Origin of the sequence: Alistipes sp. UBA1686 (assembly GCF_002320215.1) — a bacterium.
Classification (GTDB): domain Bacteria; phylum Bacteroidota; class Bacteroidia; order Bacteroidales; family Rikenellaceae; genus Alistipes; species Alistipes onderdonkii.
The window spans coordinates 13,584-30,395 of the sequence record NZ_DCKA01000009.1 but is presented as its reverse complement, the minus strand read 5'-3'; the positions used below and the strand labels follow the sequence as shown (position 1 = coordinate 30,395).

Here is a 16,812-nt window from a genome sequence, read left to right as displayed (position 1 = left end):
CGATAACATGGAAACGATTAAATTAGACATCTCCAAAACCGGCATTGCGGTCTCGGCCGAAATGCAGGCCAAAGCACAGGCCGCCAACGCCCTGCTCGAATCGGGCAAAGGCGCGGGCAACGACTTCCTGGGCTGGGTACACCTCCCGTCGTCGATCTCGGCGGCAGAAATCGAAGCCATCGAAAAACAAGCCGCGAAACTCCGCGAAAAGGCCGAGGTTATCATCTGCATCGGCATCGGGGGTTCGTACCTGGGCGCCAAGGCCGTACTCGAAGCCATGAGCGACCCGTTCAGATTCCTGCACAAGGAGCAGACGGCTCCCGTGGTGCTATTCGCTGGCCAGAATATTTCGGAAGACTACACCTACGAACTGCTCGAAGCCGTAAAGGAGCACTCGATCGCCACCATCGTGATTTCGAAATCGGGCACGACGACCGAACCGGCCATCGCCTTCCGCCTGATAAAGGCCGAGATCGAAAAGCGCTACGGCAAAAAGGAGGCTGCGGAACGGATCGTGGCGATCACCGACAAGGCGCGCGGCGCTCTGAAAACGCTCGCCACCAACGAGGGGTATCCGACGTTCGTCATCCCGGACGACGTGGGCGGCCGCTTCTCGGTGCTCACGCCCGTAGGCCTGCTGCCCCTGGCCGCCGCCGGCGTCGACATCGCGGCACTGGTGCGCGGTGCGCAGGAGATGGAGCGTGCGACGGCCGACGGCACGCCTTTCGGACAGAACCCGGCGGCGGTCTATGCAGCCGTGCGCAACGAACTTTACAACGGCGGCAAGAAGGTCGAAATCCTCGGCTCCTATGAGCCCAAGCTGCAATATATCAACGAGTGGTGGAAACAGCTCTACGGCGAGAGCGAAGGCAAGCAGGGCAAGGGTATCTTCCCGGCCAGCGTCACGCTGACGGCCGACCTGCACTCGATGGGACAGTACATTCAGGACGGCGAACGCACGCTGTTCGAAACGATCATTTCGGTTGCCAAACCCGCCCACGAGGTGGTTATCGAGGCCGAGGCCGAAAACCTCGACGGCCTCAACTTCCTCGCAGGGAAACGCATTTCGGAGGTCAACCGCATGGCCGAGCTGGGCGTGCAGCTGGCACACGTCGACGGCGGGGTGCCCAACATCCGCATCGAAATCCCCGCAATCGACGCACACGCCATCGGTTCGCTGCTCTACTTCTTCGAGAAGGCCTGCGGCATCAGCGGTTACATCCTCGGCGTAAACCCGTTCGACCAGCCCGGCGTGGAGGCGTACAAGAAAAACATGTTCGCCCTGCTGGACAAGCCGGGCTACGAGGAGGCATCGAAAGCCATCAAAGCACGGCTGTAAACAGCCCCGGATTATGGAAATGCGGAACCTCGCACGGGGTTCCGCATTTTATTTTGCCCCGGAAACCGGACGGGAGGGCACGCAGGAACGGTATGGCATAAAAAATGCACCCGGGCAATCAGCCCGGTACGGGCATCACCCCCACCGTAAAATTATGAAAGTACGTCCGTTATTGACTCTGCTGCTGTTCGTGGTATCGACAGGCATCCTCGTCTGGATATACTTCGCGGCACTGCGCGGGCAGCGGGCGCCGCATCGCCGGCAATGGACGGAAACGCTGGCCGACCTGGACGCCTGCTGCCGCCACAAACACATCAAATCGAGGCAGTACGACCATTTCGCAGAGACCGCCCGGACGGAACAGCGGCCCGGCGCGGAACATCTGTTCCGGGCGATGGCCTTCTCGGCACGCCTCCAGGAATACAACTGCGCCAATGCGATCGTGCGGCTCGGCGGCCGCTACACCCCGCCGGAGAAGGTCACGGTTTTCCGCGGCACGACCGACCAAAACCTGCAACGGAGCATCGACTACGAACGCCGTCCGCCCGACGCGCTGCACGCCGGGGAGATCGACCGGGCACTCGCCGCAGGCAACCGCTATGCGGCCCGGGTGCTGATCTGGTCAAAGGCGGGGGATGTACGCCATAGGGCATTGATGGCGAGGTATATTGCCACAGGCGAGACCGGGCATGAAGCCGGCTACCGAATATGCCCCGTCTGCGGGAATATCTATGCAGCGGAATATTGCGACCCGTTCTGTCCGCAATGCCAGACCGACGGCCGGGAGTTCGTCCGCATCGGAGAGTGATACAGGCACTTATACGGCCGGCAGCGAGTTGCATATGGGGGGGGGCAGACATGCCGCGCCGACCGGCCGCAGCCGACGGAATCGGGGAGTGGAGCCGGGGGAATGGCACCAGAGGCCGGAACCGCAAATGACACCGGGGAGGGGCTGCCGCCACTTTACGGAAGCACCAGAAGCCGGGCGGCGGATGCCCGGAGGTAAGATTCGAACCGGTCGTCGAACCTGAACTGCCCGATGCCGATCAACGGCTTGGTCTTGCCATGGAAATCGCTTCCGCACGTCATAAGCGCACCGCGCCGCCGAACCAGCGGGGCGAAATAGCCGATCTGCGTTGTGTCGTGATAGTTGTTGAAGACCTCCAGCCCCTCGGCCCCGAAGTCTAGCAATCTCTCGGCCACACGTTCCCTGCCCCGGAAATTGAGCCCGGGATGTGCCACCACAGGTACGCCGCCGTTGTCCCGGATCAGGGCGACGGCATCCCGGTAATCCATGAAATCGACGGGCACGAACGCAGGCCGCCCCTGCGCCCCGTAATCCAGGTAAAAGTTGATGTAGGGCATATCGCCCCGCGCTCCGCCTTCGCGGTAGGGAGCCAGCAACGGCGTGTCGTACGCCGCATCCGACAGCATCACTTCGGCGACCAGTTCCAGCGTGGGCAGCTTCCCGCCCGCAGCCGCAAGCACCGCCGCGCCGTCGACCGCAAACCCCAGCTTGCGGAGCCGGTGCACCGTCTCCCCGAATGCCTCCGTGACCTTCGCCGCAACGTCCTCCTCTAACGACGCGAAATCCCGGGAACGCCAGTCGATGCCGTATCCCAGCAGGTGCAGGTCGGTGCCTTCGAAATTGCAATCGACCTCGATGCCGGGCACAAATCCCAGCCCTGCCTTCGACGCGCCCCCGGCGGCTTCGTCCAGCCCCCGCACGCAATTGTGATCCGTCAGCGAGAATATCGCCGTCCCCGAAGCCGCACACCGCTCCGCAATACCCGCGACAGGGATTTCGCCGTCGCTGCTGTAAGCGGAGTGGATGTGCAAATCCATACCGATCCTGTGTTCCATCTCATTCCGGGAGCCCGTTTATGGCCTCCCCGTGCGTAAAGGTAGGAAATAAAGCGGCGGCGAAAAAAAATCCGCCCCGGAAAAACAGGCTTCCGGGGCGAAAAGATATCGGGCATGAAACGGCGGCTACTCCTCGTCCACCTCTTTCATATTATGGTATACGTTGGTCACGTCGTCGTCCTCTTCGAGCTTCTCGACGAGTTTCTCGATCGACTCGCGCCCTTCGGCATCGAGCTCCTTGGTGTCGGTCGGCAGGTAGACCGACTCGCCCGACACGATTTCGTAGCCCTTGTCGTCGAGCCATTTCTGGATCGCCCCGAAGGATTCGTAAGGAGCGTATACCGTCACACCGTCCTCCTCGGGATAGAACTCGTCGACACCCAGGTCGATCATTTCGAGCTCCAGCTCCTCCATGTCGGCACCTTCGGCCGCATGGAACTTGAAGACGCATTTATGGTCGAACATGAAAGCCACGCTGCCGCTGTTGCCCAGCGTACCGCCGCACTTGTTGAAATACATGCGGACGTTGGCCACCGTGCGGTTGGTATTGTCGGTCGCAGTCTCCACGAGGAAGGCGATGCCGTGCGAGCCGTAGCCTTCGTAGATCACCTCCTTGTAATCGGCGGCGTCCTTCTCGGTGGCACGCTTGATGGCACGCTCGACGTTCTCCTTGGGCATGTTCTCGGCCTTGGCGTTCTGCATCAGGATACGCAGGCGGGTATTGCCCGAAGGATCGGGGCCCCCGGCCTTGACGGCGATCTCGATTTCCTTACCGATCTTGGTAAACACGCGGGCCATGTGTCCCCAGCGCTTCAGTTTACGCGCCTTGCGATACTCAAATGCTCTTCCCATATGAATTTTTCGTTATTATTTTATTCGTGGTGCAAAGGTATAAAATTAAGCATTAAAAAATAAGAATTATAGATAAAATTTATATATACGCGGGGCGTATGCGGATTTCACGATAATTGTGTAATTTTGCAGCGTACAAAATTTGGGAACCATGGAAATCAAGAGCCGATTCGACCATTTCAACATCAACGTCACCGACCTCGCGAAGAGCCTGGAGTTTTACGGCAAGGCCCTGGGGCTGAAAGAGACCGGCCGCAAGGAGGCTGCCGACGGGAGTTTCGTACTGGCCTATCTGGGCGACGGGCAGACGGGATTCCGACTCGAACTGACCTGGCTGCGCGACCACACCGGGGCCTACGAACTGGGGGAGAACGAGAGCCACCTGTGCATGCGCGTGGCGGGCGACTACGACGCCGTGCGCGAATACCACCGTGCGCTGGGCTGCATCTGCTACGAAAACCACGAGATGGGGCTCTACTTCATCAACGACCCCGACGACTACTGGATCGAAATACTGCCCGCAAAATAACCGACATGCAGAACAACAACGAATTGCAGCGCGAGGCCGACGAGGCCGTCCGCGTGCTCAAAGAGGGCGGGCTCATCCTCTACCCGACCGATACGGTCTGGGGACTGGGCTGCGACGCGACCAACGCCGAGGCCGTGGAACGCATCTACAAACTCAAGCGGAGCGAAAACAAGAAGTCGATGCTCGTGCTGTGCGCCTCGGCCGACATGGTCGTGCGCTACGTCAACCGGGCACCGGGCATCGCCTTCGAGGTAATGGAACTGGCGACCAGCCCCCTGACGGCGATCCTCCCGGGTGCCGTGGGCGTTGCCGGGAACCTGATCCCCGAGGAAGGGACGCTGGGCGTGCGCATCCCCGACCACGCCTTCTGCCAGCGGATGCTCCGCGGGCTGGGCAGGCCGATCGTTTCGACCTCGGCCAACATTTCGGGCGAAGCGACGCCCGCAGGGCTCGCCGGGGTGTCGCGCGAGGTGGTCGACGGTGTCGATTTCGTCGTCAACCCCCGTTTCGAAGGCAAGCCCACGAAAAAGGCTTCGGCGATCATCGCCTTCGGCGAGGGCGGCGAAGTGAAAATCATCCGCGAATAACGACAAATGGCAAAGGTACTCGAAACAGAGATCCAGAAACGGTTTTCGGACGTAGACCCGTTCCAGCACGTCAACAACGTCTCGCAGCAGATGTATTTCGACGTGGGGAAGATGGAATACTACGAACAGGTGCTCGGCGACGAAGTGCTGCTGGGCGACCTGCGCATCATCACCGTTTCGACTTCGACCTCCTACATGGGGCAGATCCGCCTCCATGACCGGGTGCGCGTCACCACGACCTGCGAGAAGATCGGCAACAAAAGCCTCACGCTGTTCCAGCAGCTCGTCGTCGACGGCCGGGTGCGCAGCGAGAGCCGTTCGGTGATGGTCGCCTTCGACTTCGCCAGGCAGTTGAGCATGCCCGTGCCCGAGGCATGGCGCACGAGGCTGCTCGCGGACTAAGTGCGCAGCCGCCCGTCGTGCCCCACGGGCGGGAGTCCGTGGCGAACATAGTATTTATACCCGATCACCACCAGGACGACCCCCGCGAAGATGAAGGCCAGCGCCACGATATTGGCGGCATCGAACACCGCCTGCCCGCGGACGAGGGCCAGGATGCCGGCGATGACGGGCTGGATATAGCGGTACAGGGCCGTATGCACCGAAGTCAGTTTCTCGGTGCCCCGGTAAAGCAGGTACATCGGCAACACCGTCCCCAGGATCAGGATGTAGGCCAGTTCGGCCTGTGCCTGCAACGGCAGGCGCAGGAATTGCGTATGGTCGATGTATTTCCAGAAGAACGGCGCCGTCACGGCCAGCCCGACGATGTAATACCATCCCATCACGACCAGCGTTCCCAGCCGTTCGAGCTGGGGTTTGATAATGACCGTATTGATGGCGATCGCCACCACCGCGACGAGCACCAGCGCATTGCCGTAGGCGCGGCTGCCGTGCGTGAGCACGAAGCCGTGGTCGAAGAGCAGCACCGCAGCCCCCGCCAGCGCGCAGAAGACGCCCACGACCCGCGACCTGATATATTTGCGCGGGTGCATGATGTGATCCATGATCAGCGTCACGGCCGGGCCGAGCGTCGAAATGATCGAGGCGTCAATGGGCGAGGTGTAAGAGGATCCCCAGAGCAGCATGTACATCCAACCGTAGACAATCAGCATGGTGACGACCAGGATGTTGCCCGCGTCGCGCCACCGGATGCGGAAAGACTGCTTCGAAAAAAGGGCGAACGGGATGAAGAAAATCGCGCCCGAAAGCACCTGCAACATGAATATCTGCTGGAAATCGAGGTAATTGCGCGTGAGCGAGACATAGAATGAAAAGTTCGCCCCGAAAAAGATGTTGGCAAATACCAGGTCGAGATTATAGCGCGTTTTACTCACAAAGATCCATCCGGGCAATTATTACACCAAATTTTACCTATATTTGCCGCGTCAATCCCGCAAACGTATGGACGGAAAACTGAAAGGGCATGCGGCTCTTTGGGTCGCGAATATCATCTGGGGCCTCAACGCACCGATCGGCAAAAGCGTACTCTGGTCGGAAACGCACCCGCAGGGAGTCAGCCCGTTCGCACTGAGCGTATACCGTATGCTGGGCGCCTGCCTGTTGTTCTGGACGGTATCGCTCTTCCTGCCCAGGGAGAAAGTCGCCCCGCGCGACATCGTGCTGCTGCTGTTCGCCTCGGTGTTCGGCATCCAGCTCAACCAGATGCTTTTCCTCTGGGGCCTTTCGCTCACCTCGCCCATCGACACCTCGATCATCGCCACCATCGTCCCCGTACTCACCATGGTGCTGGCGACGCTGTTCCTGCGCGAGCCGATCACCTGGCTCAAGGCGGGCGGCGTACTGCTCGGCTGCGGCGGGGCGCTGCTGCTGATCCTCGTCAGCAGGCACGGCACGGGCGGCACGTCGAGCGTGGCGGGCGACGTACTGTGCGTCGTCAGCGCTATCAGCTATGCCACCTACCTCACGGCATTCCGCAACGTGATCGTCAAGTATTCCCCCGTGACAACGATGAAATGGATGTTCCTCTTCGCCGCCGTCGCCGCCGTGGCGATCTACTACCGGCCGCTCGCAAGGGTAGACTACGCCGCGCTTGCACCCCGCACCTGGGCCGGCATCGGCTATGTGGTGGTCTGCTCGACCTTTCTCTCCTATTTCATGGTGCCGGTCGGACAGCGTTACCTGCGCCCGACCGTCGTGTCGATGTACAACTACGTGCAGCCCCTGGTGGCGGTGCTGTTCACCGTCGCCGTCGGGCTCGACACCTTCGGCTTTACGAAAGGCGTCGCAGCCCTGTGCGTCTTCGCCGGGGTATGGCTGGTCACCAAGTCGAAATCGCGGGCACAACTGGATGCGGAGAAAGCCGCAGCGGGACAGGCACCGGAGAATCGGCCCCGGGCATAAAAAACCGGCTGCCGGAAATACTAAATTACTGATTGTTCCCGTTTTGCAGAAAACCGACCTCTTACTGACATGAAATCCCTCCTGCTCCTCGCCGCAACGATCTGTTGTGCATGCTGCTCTTGCGTGCAGCCCAAACACTACCCCGACTATTCGGTCTCTTCGGGCTTCGCACTCGACTCCCTCGACGCCCGGGATCCGCAGGTCATCGAAAACCTCGGTGTCACCTGCCGTGTATGGGGTTACGTCAAGTACCACCATCCCGTTTTCGCCGATTCGACCCTCAATGTCGATTACGAGCTTTTCGGGCTCTTGCCGCAAGTCGCCAAAGCCACACCGGAGGAACGAAACAGGGTACTTTCCGAATGGGTAAAAGGGCTCGGACGGTTCAGCACCGACAAGGCGGAATACGACGAAGCCCTGAAAACCGTGAAATGCACCCGGACAGCCGACCTGCTCTGGATGGACGACACGGCACGGTTAGGCAACGTCCTCCCGCGCCTCCTGCGGGAATTGCGCTACGCCAAACGCGAAGCAAACCGCTACACGGATTTTACAGCAAACGCAGGAAATTTCGTGATGCGAAACGAAAGCACTGCCGGTTCGTCCGACGACTGCGGTTACCGGATGCTGTTCCTGTTCCGCTTCTGGAACGTCATCGAATATTTCTCCCCCAACCGTAACCTTACCGATACCCCGTGGGGCGAAATCCCGGAAAAATACATTCCGCTTTTCATACCCGGGCAAACACCCGGCAACCCGAACCAGGCCATGCTCCTGCGGGAGCTGTGCGATTCGCATTCAGCCTTGGTCAGATACAATATGTTCGGGTACAACACCGTTCCGGCGGAGGTGCGCAACGCCGAAGACCGGGTCTTCGTAATCGCCGACGGCCCGCTGCGCAAGGGCGACGAAATCCTCTCGATCGACGGCCGCGGATGGAAAAGCACGCACGACGGGCTTGCCCGTTTCGAAGCCGCATCCAACGCCGAGAACCGCAACTACATGACGGCCATGTGTATGGTCTGTTCCCACCGGGATACGGCCGCCGTGGAGCTGGTGCGCGACGGCCGGCGGCTGACGGAACGGATTGCGACGCGCAGTGTCATGGATTGGAGCCCCTACATCACGGAGCGCATGCTCGACACCGCCAACATACGCATGGTTGCCGACGGCATAGGTTACATGACGGGGGTTAACTACACCAAAGCGGACGGCGCCCGGATTATGGAAAAATTCCGGGATACGAAGGCCCTGATCGTCGATCTGCGCTGCTATCCCCGCGAGTTCATGATCTTCGACTTCATCGGCCGCTACTTCATGCCCCGTACGTCGCCGCACGTCATCTGGCTTGCGCCGACCGGCGCACTGCCCGGAGTATTCCATGAGTTGCAGGACTCCCTCTTCGTAAACCCGGACAATCCCGCCGTCGCGGAGAATCCCGATTACTACAAAGGGCGCGTCATCGTGCTGGTAGACTCATCGACCCAAAGCCAGGCGGAATATACTGCCATGGCATTCCAGGCCACACCGCGCTGCACGGTCGTCGGCACGCAAACGGCAGGCGCCGACGGCAACATTTCGGCACTCGTAATGCCCGGGGGCGATTTCGGATATTTCTCCGGGCTGGGCGTCCTCTATCCCGACGGCACGAACACCCAGCGCGCAGGCGTTCGGATCGACGTCCCGGTTCATGCCACAGTCCCGGGCTTACAGGCCGGACGCGACGAAATCCTGGAAAAAGCCCTCGAAATAATCGCCACCGGGGCTTACGACCCGGCAGCCAAAATATAATCCGGCTAATAAAAAAGGCCGAGCGGAAAACTCGACCTTTTTTATTTAATACAACAACGTGGCGGCAGCGTTCCTACGGGTTCCGGGCCGCGGCTTTGGTCAATCCCTTTTCCGCGGCCAGCCGCTCCATCAGGGCATAGGCCGCGTCGTAGTCGTTGGGAATCTCCCCGTCGAGGATCGCGTTCTTGATGACCTCCTTGATGTCGCCGATCGCACGGCACGGCCCGATGCCGTAGGTCTGCATGATGACCTCGCCCGTGATCGGAGGCTGGAAGTTGCGGATACGGTCACGCTCCTCGAGGTCTTTCATCTTGCGGCGCACCAGGCCGAAATTGGCCAGGTAGCGCTTCACCTTGACGTCGATGCCCGACGTGATGTCGGCCTCGCACAGGGTCATCAGTTTTTCCACGTCGTCCCCGGCTTCGAACAGCAGCCTGCGCACGGCCGAGTCGGTGACCATATCCTCCGAAAGGATGATCGGCCGCAGGTGCAGGAAAACCATCTTCTGCACGAATTTCATATGCTCGTTCAGGGGCAGTTTCAACTGCCGGAAAATACCGGGTACCATCTTCGATCCCACGACCTCGTGCCCGTGGAACGTCCAGCCGGCCTTCGGATCGTAGGCTTTGGTCAGCGGCTTGGCGATGTCGTGCAGCACCGCGGCCCAGCGCAGCCACAGATCGTCGCTGTGCCGGGCGACGTTGTCCAGCACCTTGAGCGTATGGACGAAATTGTCCTTATGCGCATGGGCGCCGCGCTTCTCGACCCCTTTGAGGTTATGCAGCTCGGGGAATATCCGCTCCAGCAGCCCGGTCGCCTCCAGCAGTTCGAAGCCGATCGACGGGACGGGCGACAGGACGATCTTGTTGAGTTCGGCGGCAATGCGCTCCCGGGATACGATCCCGATCCGCGGCGCATTGCGGCGGATGGCATCGAAGGTCTCCTCCTCGATCGTGAAGCCCAGCTGCGAGGCGAAACGCACGGCACGCATCATGCGCAGGGGGTCGTCCGAGAAGGTGATGTCGGGGTCGCACGGCGTACGGATGATGCACTCCTCCAGGTCGTACATCCCGTCGAACGGGTCTACCAACTCGCCGAACGAATCGGCATCGAGCGACCATGCCATCGCATTGATCGTAAAGTCACGGCGGCGCTGGTCGTCTTCCAGCGTCCCGGCCTCGACCTGCGGCTTGCGCGAATCGTGCGTGTAAGACTCCTTGCGGGCGCCCACGAATTCGACCTCGATTCCCCCGGCACGGAGCATCGCCGTGCCGAAAGTCTTGAAAACGGACACTTTGGTATGCAACTCGCGCCCCAACGCTTCGGCCAGGGCGATCCCGCTCCCCACGACGACGACGTCGATGTCGGTCGAAGGGCGGCGAAGGTAGTGGTCGCGCACGTAACCGCCGACGACAAAGGCCCGCACACCCTGCTCGCCGGCGATACGCGAAATTTTCCGGAATATGGGGTTCGACAGCGGCACGCGGCTATTTCACGTATTTCTCGATGACCTCTTTCCAGGCGAGATACCCCTCGCCCATCAGGTGCAGCCCGTCGTTCGTATAGCGCTGGTCGAGCATTCCCTTCTGATCGACCAGTGCCGAATAGACGTCGATGTAGAGCACATTCTTGCGGCCTTCGCAGAGCGCTTCGATCAGTTTGTTGGCCTCGATGATCTCGGCACCCTTTTTCCAGTGATTCTTGGCTTTGGCCTTGGTATCCACGCCGTTCACAGGGAGGATGCTCTGTACGTAGATCTTTGTCCAGGGCGACTCCTCGGCGAAGCGGTCGAGCAGTTTCCCGATGTTGGCGGCCACCTCCTCGGGCGACACGCCGGCCGCCAGGTCGTTGGTGCCGATCATCAGGAACAGTTTCTTGGGATGGCCGTTGACGATCGGATCGAGACGGTCGAGCAGCCATCCCGAACGGTCGGCGCTGATGCCGCGGTTCTTGATATGGCGGTTGTTGAACAACTCGGCCCACTCGCAGCCGTCGGTGATGCTGTTCCCGAGAAAAACGATGTCGTTACCCCGGATCGGCAACTGTTCGAAAAGGCTGCGTTTCTGATAGTTGTATTCGTTTTGGGCGAACGATGCGACCGCGACGAACAGAGCCGCGGCAAAGAGAATGGCTTTTTTCATATCCGGCTTCTATTTTTTTAATATTTAAGTTCACGTTTATAAAGCTGCACGGTGTTTTCCAGCCCGTAGTAGAGCGCATCGCAGATCAGCGCATGGCCGATCGACACCTCGTCCGTCCACGGGATGCGGCCGACGAAGAAGCGCAGGTTTTCCAGGCTGAGGTCATGCCCGGCGTTCAGCCCCAGCCCCTGGCGGCGCGCCTCTTCGGCAGCAGCCAGGTAGGGTGCCAGCGCGGCGTCGGCACCTGCAGGGTACTCGCGGGCATAGGCTTCGGTATAGAGCTCCACGCGGTCGGCGCCGCAAGCCTTCGCACCGGCGACCATCGCAGGGTCGGGATCGACGAAGACCGAAACCCGGATCCCCTTTTCGTGGAACCGCGCCGCGACCCCGGTCAGGAAATCCCGGTTGGCGAGCGTATCCCACCCGGCATTCGACGTAATGGCGTCATGCGCATCGGGCACCAGGGTCACCTGGGCCGGGACGACCTCCAGCACGAGGTCGACGAAACTCGGGATGGGGTTGCCCTCGACGTTGAGTTCGGTAGTTAGCACACACTTCAGGTCGCGCACGTCGTCGTAACGGATATGCCGGGCGTCGGGGCGCGGATGCACCGTGATGCCGTCGGCGCCGAAACGCTCGATATCAAGGGCTGCGCGAACCACATCGGGCATGTTGCCGCCCCGCGAATTGCGCACCACGGCAATCTTATTGATGTTTACACTTAACTTTGTCATAAAATTCGCTATATTTGCACGTAATGACGGCACAAGCCGCTTGTATAAAGCCCCAGGCGGAGCACGAACCATGCCGTCCCGATGTTGAACCCGACCGCGCCGGCCGATCCGCACGGGGGCACGAACGGCTCCCGGATGTCGTCTTGACGTGGTAAAGTTACTTATTTTTTCGAAACTCCGCCGATGAAAATCATACTTTTTTCCCGCAGGCAGCTCTCCCACACCGCAGCCGAGATATGCCAATTGTTCGATGCACTCCGCCTTTTCGGGTTCGACTACGCCGTCAACGAGGAGTTCGCCCCCCTCGTCACCGAACTCACGGGCATGCAGATCCCGCCCGAAAAAGTCTACGGGCAATGCATCGGGCAGCAGCCCGCCGACAGCCTGATGGTCTGTTACGGCGGCGACGGCACGCTGCTCGAAGGCGTACACCGCCTCTGCGGCGCCCCGATCCCCGTCATGGGCATCAATGCCGGGCACCTCGGGTTCCTGACCAGCGCCCCGAGCGCCGGGCTGAACCTGATCTTCGAAGAGGTAGCGGCAGGACGCCTCACCACCGAGCCCCGCTCGATGATCGAAGCCACGGGCGACTATGCCGAGCAGCCCGACACGGAGCTGGGGCTCAACGAATTCACCGTACAGCGCCACGGCGCCGGCATGATCTCGGTCGAAACCTACGTCGACGAGCAGATGGTGGCCACCTACCACGGCGACGGCGTGATCGTCTCGACCCCCACGGGGTCGACGGCCTACTCGCTCAGCGCCGGAGGCCCCGTCGTAGCCCCGACATGCGCCTGCCTGGTGATTTCCCCCCTGGCTCCGCACAACCTCACAATGCGCCCCGTAGTCATCCCCGACTCGGCCACGATCACGCTCCGTGTCGACGCGCGGCGCTCCGACGCATTCGTCACCCTCGACAGCCGTGTGTACGCCATCGGGCAGGAAGCGGCCTTCACGATAAAACGCGCCGATCAGAAGATTTTTCTGGCCGTACCGCACAATATATCATTTTATGACACGTTACGGAATAAAATGATGTGGGGCATCGACATCCGCAGTTGAAGCCCTTGTCTTAAATCGGTGTAAAGTTGTTCAGTAAAGTAGGTAGATTTTCATTTTAATTCCCTATATTTGTGCCCTAATATGAGCGAGCAGAATCGCATACCCCAACACGTCGCCATCATCATGGACGGCAACGGCCGCTGGGCCGAGCTGCGCGGCAAGGAGCGTTACGAAGGCCATGTTGCAGGTGTGGAGCCTGTCCGGGCATCGTTGCGCGCAGCGGCACGCTGGGGCGTCAGGTACCTGACGCTCTATGCGTTCTCGACCGAAAACTGGGGGCGTCCCGCGCAGGAGGTCGACGCGCTGATGGAGCTTTTCTGCAAGAGCGTGGTCAACGAAACCCCGGAACTGATCCGCCAGGGGGTGGAGATCCGGATGATCGGCGACCGCACGCGATTTTCGGAAAAGGTGCAGCGCTACCTCTGCGAAGCCGAGCAACGGACGGCCGGGGGCAAGACGCTGACGCTGATCCTTGCGCTCAACTATTCGTCGCGCAGCGAGATCACGCGCGCTGTGCAGCGCATCGCCGCAAGGGTCGCAGCCGGAGAGCTCGCCCCGGGGGAGATCTCCGAGGGGACGGTCAGCGCTTCGCTCGACACGGCGCCCTACCCGAACCCCGACCTGGTCGTCCGCACGAGCGGCGAATGCAGGTTGAGCAATTTCCTGCTCTGGCAGGCATCCTATGCCGAACTTTATTTTCCGGAGGTGCTGTGGCCCGATTTCACCGAAGAGGAGTTCGACCGGGCAATCGAGGAATACGCCCGCCGCGACCGACGTTTCGGGCTGGTTAAATAGATGAAGTAAAGATTAGATTAAAATAGATGAATTATTTCGGTAAGATATTCACGGCAGCCGTGACCTTCGTGTTATGCTGCACGAATATATTCGCCCAGGAACAGAATCCTGCAGACACCGCGGCCTCGTCGAAGCCCGCATTCCCGGAAAACGCCCCCATGATGCGGCAGGATGGCGCCCAGAAGCTCTACTACATCCGCGACATCAATATCCACGGTGTGCAGTACCTCAATTCCGACATCCTCAAATCCTCGGCGGGACTGATCGCGGGCGACTCGATCTACCTGCCCAGCAACTTCATCGCCAATGCCATTTCGCGCCTGTGGAGCCAGCGGTTTTTCTCCGACGTGAAGATCGGAGCCGAGATCGAGGGCGACAGCCTCGACCTTGAGGTCTTTCTCAAGGAGCGTCCCCGTGTCAACAACTGGGATTTCGAAGGCATCTCGAAGGGCAAGAAGAAAGACCTGCTGGAGAAGCTCAAACTCAAGCGGGGCAGCGAATTATCGGATTATATCATCGACAAGAACAAAAAGCTCATCAAGGCCTACTGGTCGGAAAAAGCCTTCCGCAATACGGAGGTGGACGTGCGCATCACCAACGACACGCTGCGCCCGCAGATGGTGAACGTCACGTTCCTCATCGACCGCAAGAACAAGGTCAAGATCGGCAAGATCAATTTCACGGGCAACGAACAGTTCAAGGACAAGCGCCTGCGCCGTACCTTCAAGAAGACCCACCAGAAGAGCATCAACATTTTCCGCGGGGCGAAGCTCAACGAAAACGATTACGAAGAGGACAAAGACCTCCTGATCGACTTCTACAACTCGCGCGGTTACCGTAACGCTACGATCGTGCGCGATTCGATCTACCCGATCAACGACAAGCGGCTGGGCATCGACCTCGAAGTCTCGGAAGGCAACAAATATTACATCCGCAACGTATCGTGGGTGGGCAACTCGGTCTACGAAACCAACGACCTGCAGCAGATGTTCGGCGTGAGCAAGGGCGACACCTACGACAAAAAGTCGATGCACAAACGACTGGGCATCGGCAAGGAAACCGACCCCGAGGCGATGTCCGTCTCGTCGCTCTACCAGAACAACGGTTACCTGATGTCGCAGATCGAACCCGCCGAGACGATCATCGGCCCGGACTCGATCGACATCGAGGTCAAGGTATTCGAGGGCAAGCAGTTCCAGATCAACGAGGTGGGCATCACGGGCAACCAGCGCGTCGACGACGAAGTCATCCGCCGCGAGCTGCGCACCTTCCCGGGCGAACTCTACGACCGCTCGCTGCTGATGCAGACCATCCGCACGCTCGGTTCGATGGGGCATTTCAACCCCGAGACGATCATGCCCGACATCAAACCGGTATCCGACCGGCTTGTCAACGTCAACTGGCCGCTCGAGGAGCAGGCTTCCGACCAGTTCAACATCGCGGGCGGCTGGGGCTCCGGCACGTTCGTAGGTTCGGTCGGCATCACGCTCAACAACCTTTCGGTCAAAAACTTCTTCAAAAAGGGTGCATGGCGCCCCTATCCGATGGGGCAGAACCAGCGCCTGTCGGTATCGGCCCAGACCAACGGCACCTATTACAAAGCTTTCGCCCTGAGTTTCACCGACCCGTGGCTCGGCGGCAAGAAACCCAACTCGTTCACGATCTCGGCGCATTTCTCCGAGCAGAACAACGCCTACTACGTATGGCAGAAGAGTACGCAGTATTTCCGCACGTACGGCGTGGCAGCCGGACTGGGTAAGCGTCTGAACTGGCCCGATCCCTACTTCACGCTCTACGGAGAGGCCAGCTACGAACGTTTCTCGCTCAAGAACTGGAACACGTTCGGCATGACCAACGGTGCAGCCAACCTGCTTTCGCTCAAACTCGTATTCGCCCGCAACTCGGTCGACCAGCCGATCTATCCGCGCCGCGGTTCGGAATTCAGTGCTTCGGTGCAGTTCACGCCCCCCTATTCGCTCTGGGACGGCAAGGATTATAAGAAACTCGAGCAACTGGCCAACAGTACGAACAGCACGACCGCCGACAAGGCCAACCAGGAGCGTTACCGCTGGGTAGAATTCCACAAATGGCAATTCAAGGCACAGTGGTTCCAGGCGCTGACGAAAAACTCGAACCTGGTGCTGATGCTCAAGGCCGAGATGGGTTACCTGGGCAACTACAATAAACACAAGGTTTCGCCATTCGAGCGTTTCGAGGTCGGCGGCGACGGTATGTCGGGGTATAACATATACGGTATCGACATCATCTCGATGCGCGGTTACGAAGACGGCGCACTCGACCCCACGAGCGACTATTCGGTCGGCTACAACAAATACACGGCCGAGTTGCGCTACCCGGTCATCCTGAAACCCTCGTCGCAGATCTATGTACTGGGCTTCCTCGAAGGCGGTAATGCGTTCGAATCGTGGAAGAAGTTCTCGCCCTTCAAGATCAAGCGTTCGGCCGGTTTCGGCGTCCGCCTCTACCTGCCGGTGGTAGGTATGCTGGGCATCGACTGGGGTTACGGTTTCGACGCCCCGGCAGGTTCGACCAAGAAGAGCGGCAGCCAGTTCCACTTCGTACTGGGGCAGCAGTTCTAACCCGCGGCACGGCGGGGCGGCCAGCGGGAGGGCAACTCCCCAGCCGGCTTTCCGGGCAAACATACGGGAAGCGCAAATAAAGCGCAGTGTGGCAATAAATTTGAAAGAAAATAGTTATATTTATAGCACCGTTCCGGGAAACCGGCTGAATATTAACT

16 protein-coding genes are annotated in these 16,812 nt (G+C 59.9%); 10 read left to right on the top strand and 6 right to left on the bottom strand.

All coding sequences use genetic code 11. From position 1 onward, the window contains the following. The first annotated feature begins 7 nt into the window (after nucleotides 1-7). Nucleotides 8-1,339, top strand: a complete 1,332-nt coding sequence (locus B3C38_RS02425; protein WP_055203982.1) for a glucose-6-phosphate isomerase — start codon at nucleotides 8-10, stop codon at nucleotides 1,337-1,339. Nucleotides 1,340-1,493: 154 nt separating this feature from the next. Beyond that, on the top strand, nucleotides 1,494-2,147 hold the full coding sequence (locus tag B3C38_RS02420; protein ID WP_286724977.1) for a rubrerythrin family protein: 654 nt from the start codon (nucleotides 1,494-1,496) through the stop codon (nucleotides 2,145-2,147). Between the two features lie 155 nt (nucleotides 2,148-2,302). On the opposite strand, the gene B3C38_RS02415 is transcribed toward B3C38_RS02420, so the two are convergent. Together B3C38_RS02415 and B3C38_RS02410 are read right to left on the bottom strand one after the other, a co-directional pair. Continuing rightward, nucleotides 2,303-3,184: a PHP domain-containing protein gene (locus B3C38_RS02415; protein WP_286724974.1), complete on the bottom strand. Its 882-nt coding sequence runs from the start codon at nucleotides 3,182-3,184 to the stop codon at nucleotides 2,303-2,305. 144 nt (nucleotides 3,185-3,328) lie between these two features. Continuing rightward, nucleotides 3,329-4,054: a YebC/PmpR family DNA-binding transcriptional regulator gene (locus tag B3C38_RS02410; RefSeq protein WP_018696764.1), complete on the bottom strand. Its 726-nt coding sequence runs from the start codon at nucleotides 4,052-4,054 to the stop codon at nucleotides 3,329-3,331. A 151-nt stretch (nucleotides 4,055-4,205) separates the two neighbouring features. Between B3C38_RS02410 and B3C38_RS02405 the strand changes: the two genes are divergently transcribed. From B3C38_RS02405 to B3C38_RS02395, 3 genes are read left to right on the top strand one after another with little or no spacing between them, the layout of a single operon-like run. After that, nucleotides 4,206-4,583, top strand: a complete 378-nt coding sequence (locus tag B3C38_RS02405) for a VOC family protein (protein ID WP_022332434.1) — start codon at nucleotides 4,206-4,208, stop codon at nucleotides 4,581-4,583. 5 nt (nucleotides 4,584-4,588) lie between these two features. Further along, the gene (locus tag B3C38_RS02400; RefSeq protein WP_022332433.1) at nucleotides 4,589-5,170 is read left to right on the top strand and encodes an L-threonylcarbamoyladenylate synthase; all 582 of its coding nucleotides are present in this window, start codon (nucleotides 4,589-4,591) and stop codon (nucleotides 5,168-5,170) included. 6 nt (nucleotides 5,171-5,176) lie between these two features. Next, entirely contained in the window at nucleotides 5,177-5,572 is a 396-nt protein-coding gene (locus tag B3C38_RS02395) for an acyl-CoA thioesterase (RefSeq protein ID WP_022332432.1), read from the top strand. Here B3C38_RS02395 and B3C38_RS02390 read toward each other — a convergent pair. Beyond that, on the bottom strand, nucleotides 5,569-6,522 hold the full coding sequence (locus tag B3C38_RS02390; protein ID WP_032136168.1) for a DMT family transporter: 954 nt from the start codon (nucleotides 6,520-6,522) through the stop codon (nucleotides 5,569-5,571). The two genes, B3C38_RS02395 and B3C38_RS02390, sit on opposite strands and share 4 nt — an antisense overlap. A 49-nt stretch (nucleotides 6,523-6,571) precedes the next feature. On the opposite strand from B3C38_RS02390, the gene B3C38_RS02385 reads away from it, so the two are divergent. Beyond that, nucleotides 6,572-7,531, top strand: coding sequence for a DMT family transporter (locus B3C38_RS02385; protein ID WP_286724962.1), 960 nt, complete (start codon nucleotides 6,572-6,574; stop codon nucleotides 7,529-7,531). A 69-nt stretch (nucleotides 7,532-7,600) separates the two neighbouring features. Continuing rightward, complete coding sequence (locus B3C38_RS02380; RefSeq protein WP_286724960.1) at nucleotides 7,601-9,322, top strand: S41 family peptidase; 1,722 nt, start codon at nucleotides 7,601-7,603, stop codon at nucleotides 9,320-9,322. 73 nt (nucleotides 9,323-9,395) lie between these two features. Here B3C38_RS02380 and B3C38_RS02375 read toward each other — a convergent pair whose 3' ends face one another. From B3C38_RS02375 to B3C38_RS02365, 3 genes are read right to left on the bottom strand one after another with little or no spacing between them, the layout of a single operon-like run. Next, a complete protein-coding gene (locus B3C38_RS02375) occupies nucleotides 9,396-10,805 on the bottom strand; it encodes a CCA tRNA nucleotidyltransferase (protein WP_276793720.1) in 1,410 nt (469 codons plus the stop codon). Between the two features lie 4 nt (nucleotides 10,806-10,809). Then, a complete protein-coding gene (locus tag B3C38_RS02370) occupies nucleotides 10,810-11,463 on the bottom strand; it encodes a GDSL-type esterase/lipase family protein (RefSeq protein WP_055204897.1) in 654 nt (217 codons plus the stop codon). Between the two features lie 17 nt (nucleotides 11,464-11,480). Continuing rightward, entirely contained in the window at nucleotides 11,481-12,197 is a 717-nt protein-coding gene (locus tag B3C38_RS02365) for a pyridoxine 5'-phosphate synthase (protein ID WP_022332426.1), read from the bottom strand. A 183-nt stretch (nucleotides 12,198-12,380) separates the two neighbouring features. Here B3C38_RS02365 and B3C38_RS02360 point away from each other — a divergent pair, with 183 nt between their 5' ends. The 3 genes from B3C38_RS02360 (at nucleotide 12,381) to B3C38_RS02350 (ending at nucleotide 16,654) form a co-directional block, all read left to right on the top strand. Continuing rightward, on the top strand, nucleotides 12,381-13,259 hold the full coding sequence (locus tag B3C38_RS02360; RefSeq protein ID WP_022332425.1) for an NAD(+)/NADH kinase: 879 nt from the start codon (nucleotides 12,381-12,383) through the stop codon (nucleotides 13,257-13,259). Nucleotides 13,260-13,340: 81 nt separating this feature from the next. Continuing rightward, a complete protein-coding gene (uppS, locus tag B3C38_RS02355; protein ID WP_117507944.1) occupies nucleotides 13,341-14,054 on the top strand; it encodes a polyprenyl diphosphate synthase in 714 nt (237 codons plus the stop codon). A 26-nt stretch (nucleotides 14,055-14,080) separates the two neighbouring features. Beyond that, complete coding sequence (locus B3C38_RS02350; RefSeq protein ID WP_195998676.1) at nucleotides 14,081-16,654, top strand: BamA/OMP85 family outer membrane protein; 2,574 nt, start codon at nucleotides 14,081-14,083, stop codon at nucleotides 16,652-16,654. The last annotated feature ends 158 nt before the right edge of the window (nucleotides 16,655-16,812 follow it).

Coding starts and splice junctions, on each gene's coding strand:
- B3C38_RS02425 (WP_055203982.1), top strand. CDS start 8: ATGGAAACGATTAAATTAGACATCTCCAAAACCGGCATTGCGGTCTCG.
- B3C38_RS02420 (WP_286724977.1), top strand. CDS start 1,494: ATGAAAGTACGTCCGTTATTGACTCTGCTGCTGTTCGTGGTATCGACA.
- B3C38_RS02415 (WP_286724974.1), bottom strand. CDS start 3,184: ATGGATTTGCACATCCACTCCGCTTACAGCAGCGACGGCGAAATCCCT.
- B3C38_RS02410 (WP_018696764.1), bottom strand. CDS start 4,054: ATGGGAAGAGCATTTGAGTATCGCAAGGCGCGTAAACTGAAGCGCTGG.
- B3C38_RS02405 (WP_022332434.1), top strand. CDS start 4,206: ATGGAAATCAAGAGCCGATTCGACCATTTCAACATCAACGTCACCGAC.
- B3C38_RS02400 (WP_022332433.1), top strand. CDS start 4,589: ATGCAGAACAACAACGAATTGCAGCGCGAGGCCGACGAGGCCGTCCGC.
- B3C38_RS02395 (WP_022332432.1), top strand. CDS start 5,177: ATGGCAAAGGTACTCGAAACAGAGATCCAGAAACGGTTTTCGGACGTA.
- B3C38_RS02385 (WP_286724962.1), top strand. CDS start 6,572: ATGGACGGAAAACTGAAAGGGCATGCGGCTCTTTGGGTCGCGAATATC.
- B3C38_RS02380 (WP_286724960.1), top strand. CDS start 7,601: ATGAAATCCCTCCTGCTCCTCGCCGCAACGATCTGTTGTGCATGCTGC.
- B3C38_RS02370 (WP_055204897.1), bottom strand. CDS start 11,463: ATGAAAAAAGCCATTCTCTTTGCCGCGGCTCTGTTCGTCGCGGTCGCA.
- B3C38_RS02365 (WP_022332426.1), bottom strand. CDS start 12,197: ATGACAAAGTTAAGTGTAAACATCAATAAGATTGCCGTGGTGCGCAAT.
- B3C38_RS02360 (WP_022332425.1), top strand. CDS start 12,381: ATGAAAATCATACTTTTTTCCCGCAGGCAGCTCTCCCACACCGCAGCC.
- uppS (WP_117507944.1), top strand. CDS start 13,341: ATGAGCGAGCAGAATCGCATACCCCAACACGTCGCCATCATCATGGAC.
- B3C38_RS02350 (WP_195998676.1), top strand. CDS start 14,081: ATGAATTATTTCGGTAAGATATTCACGGCAGCCGTGACCTTCGTGTTA.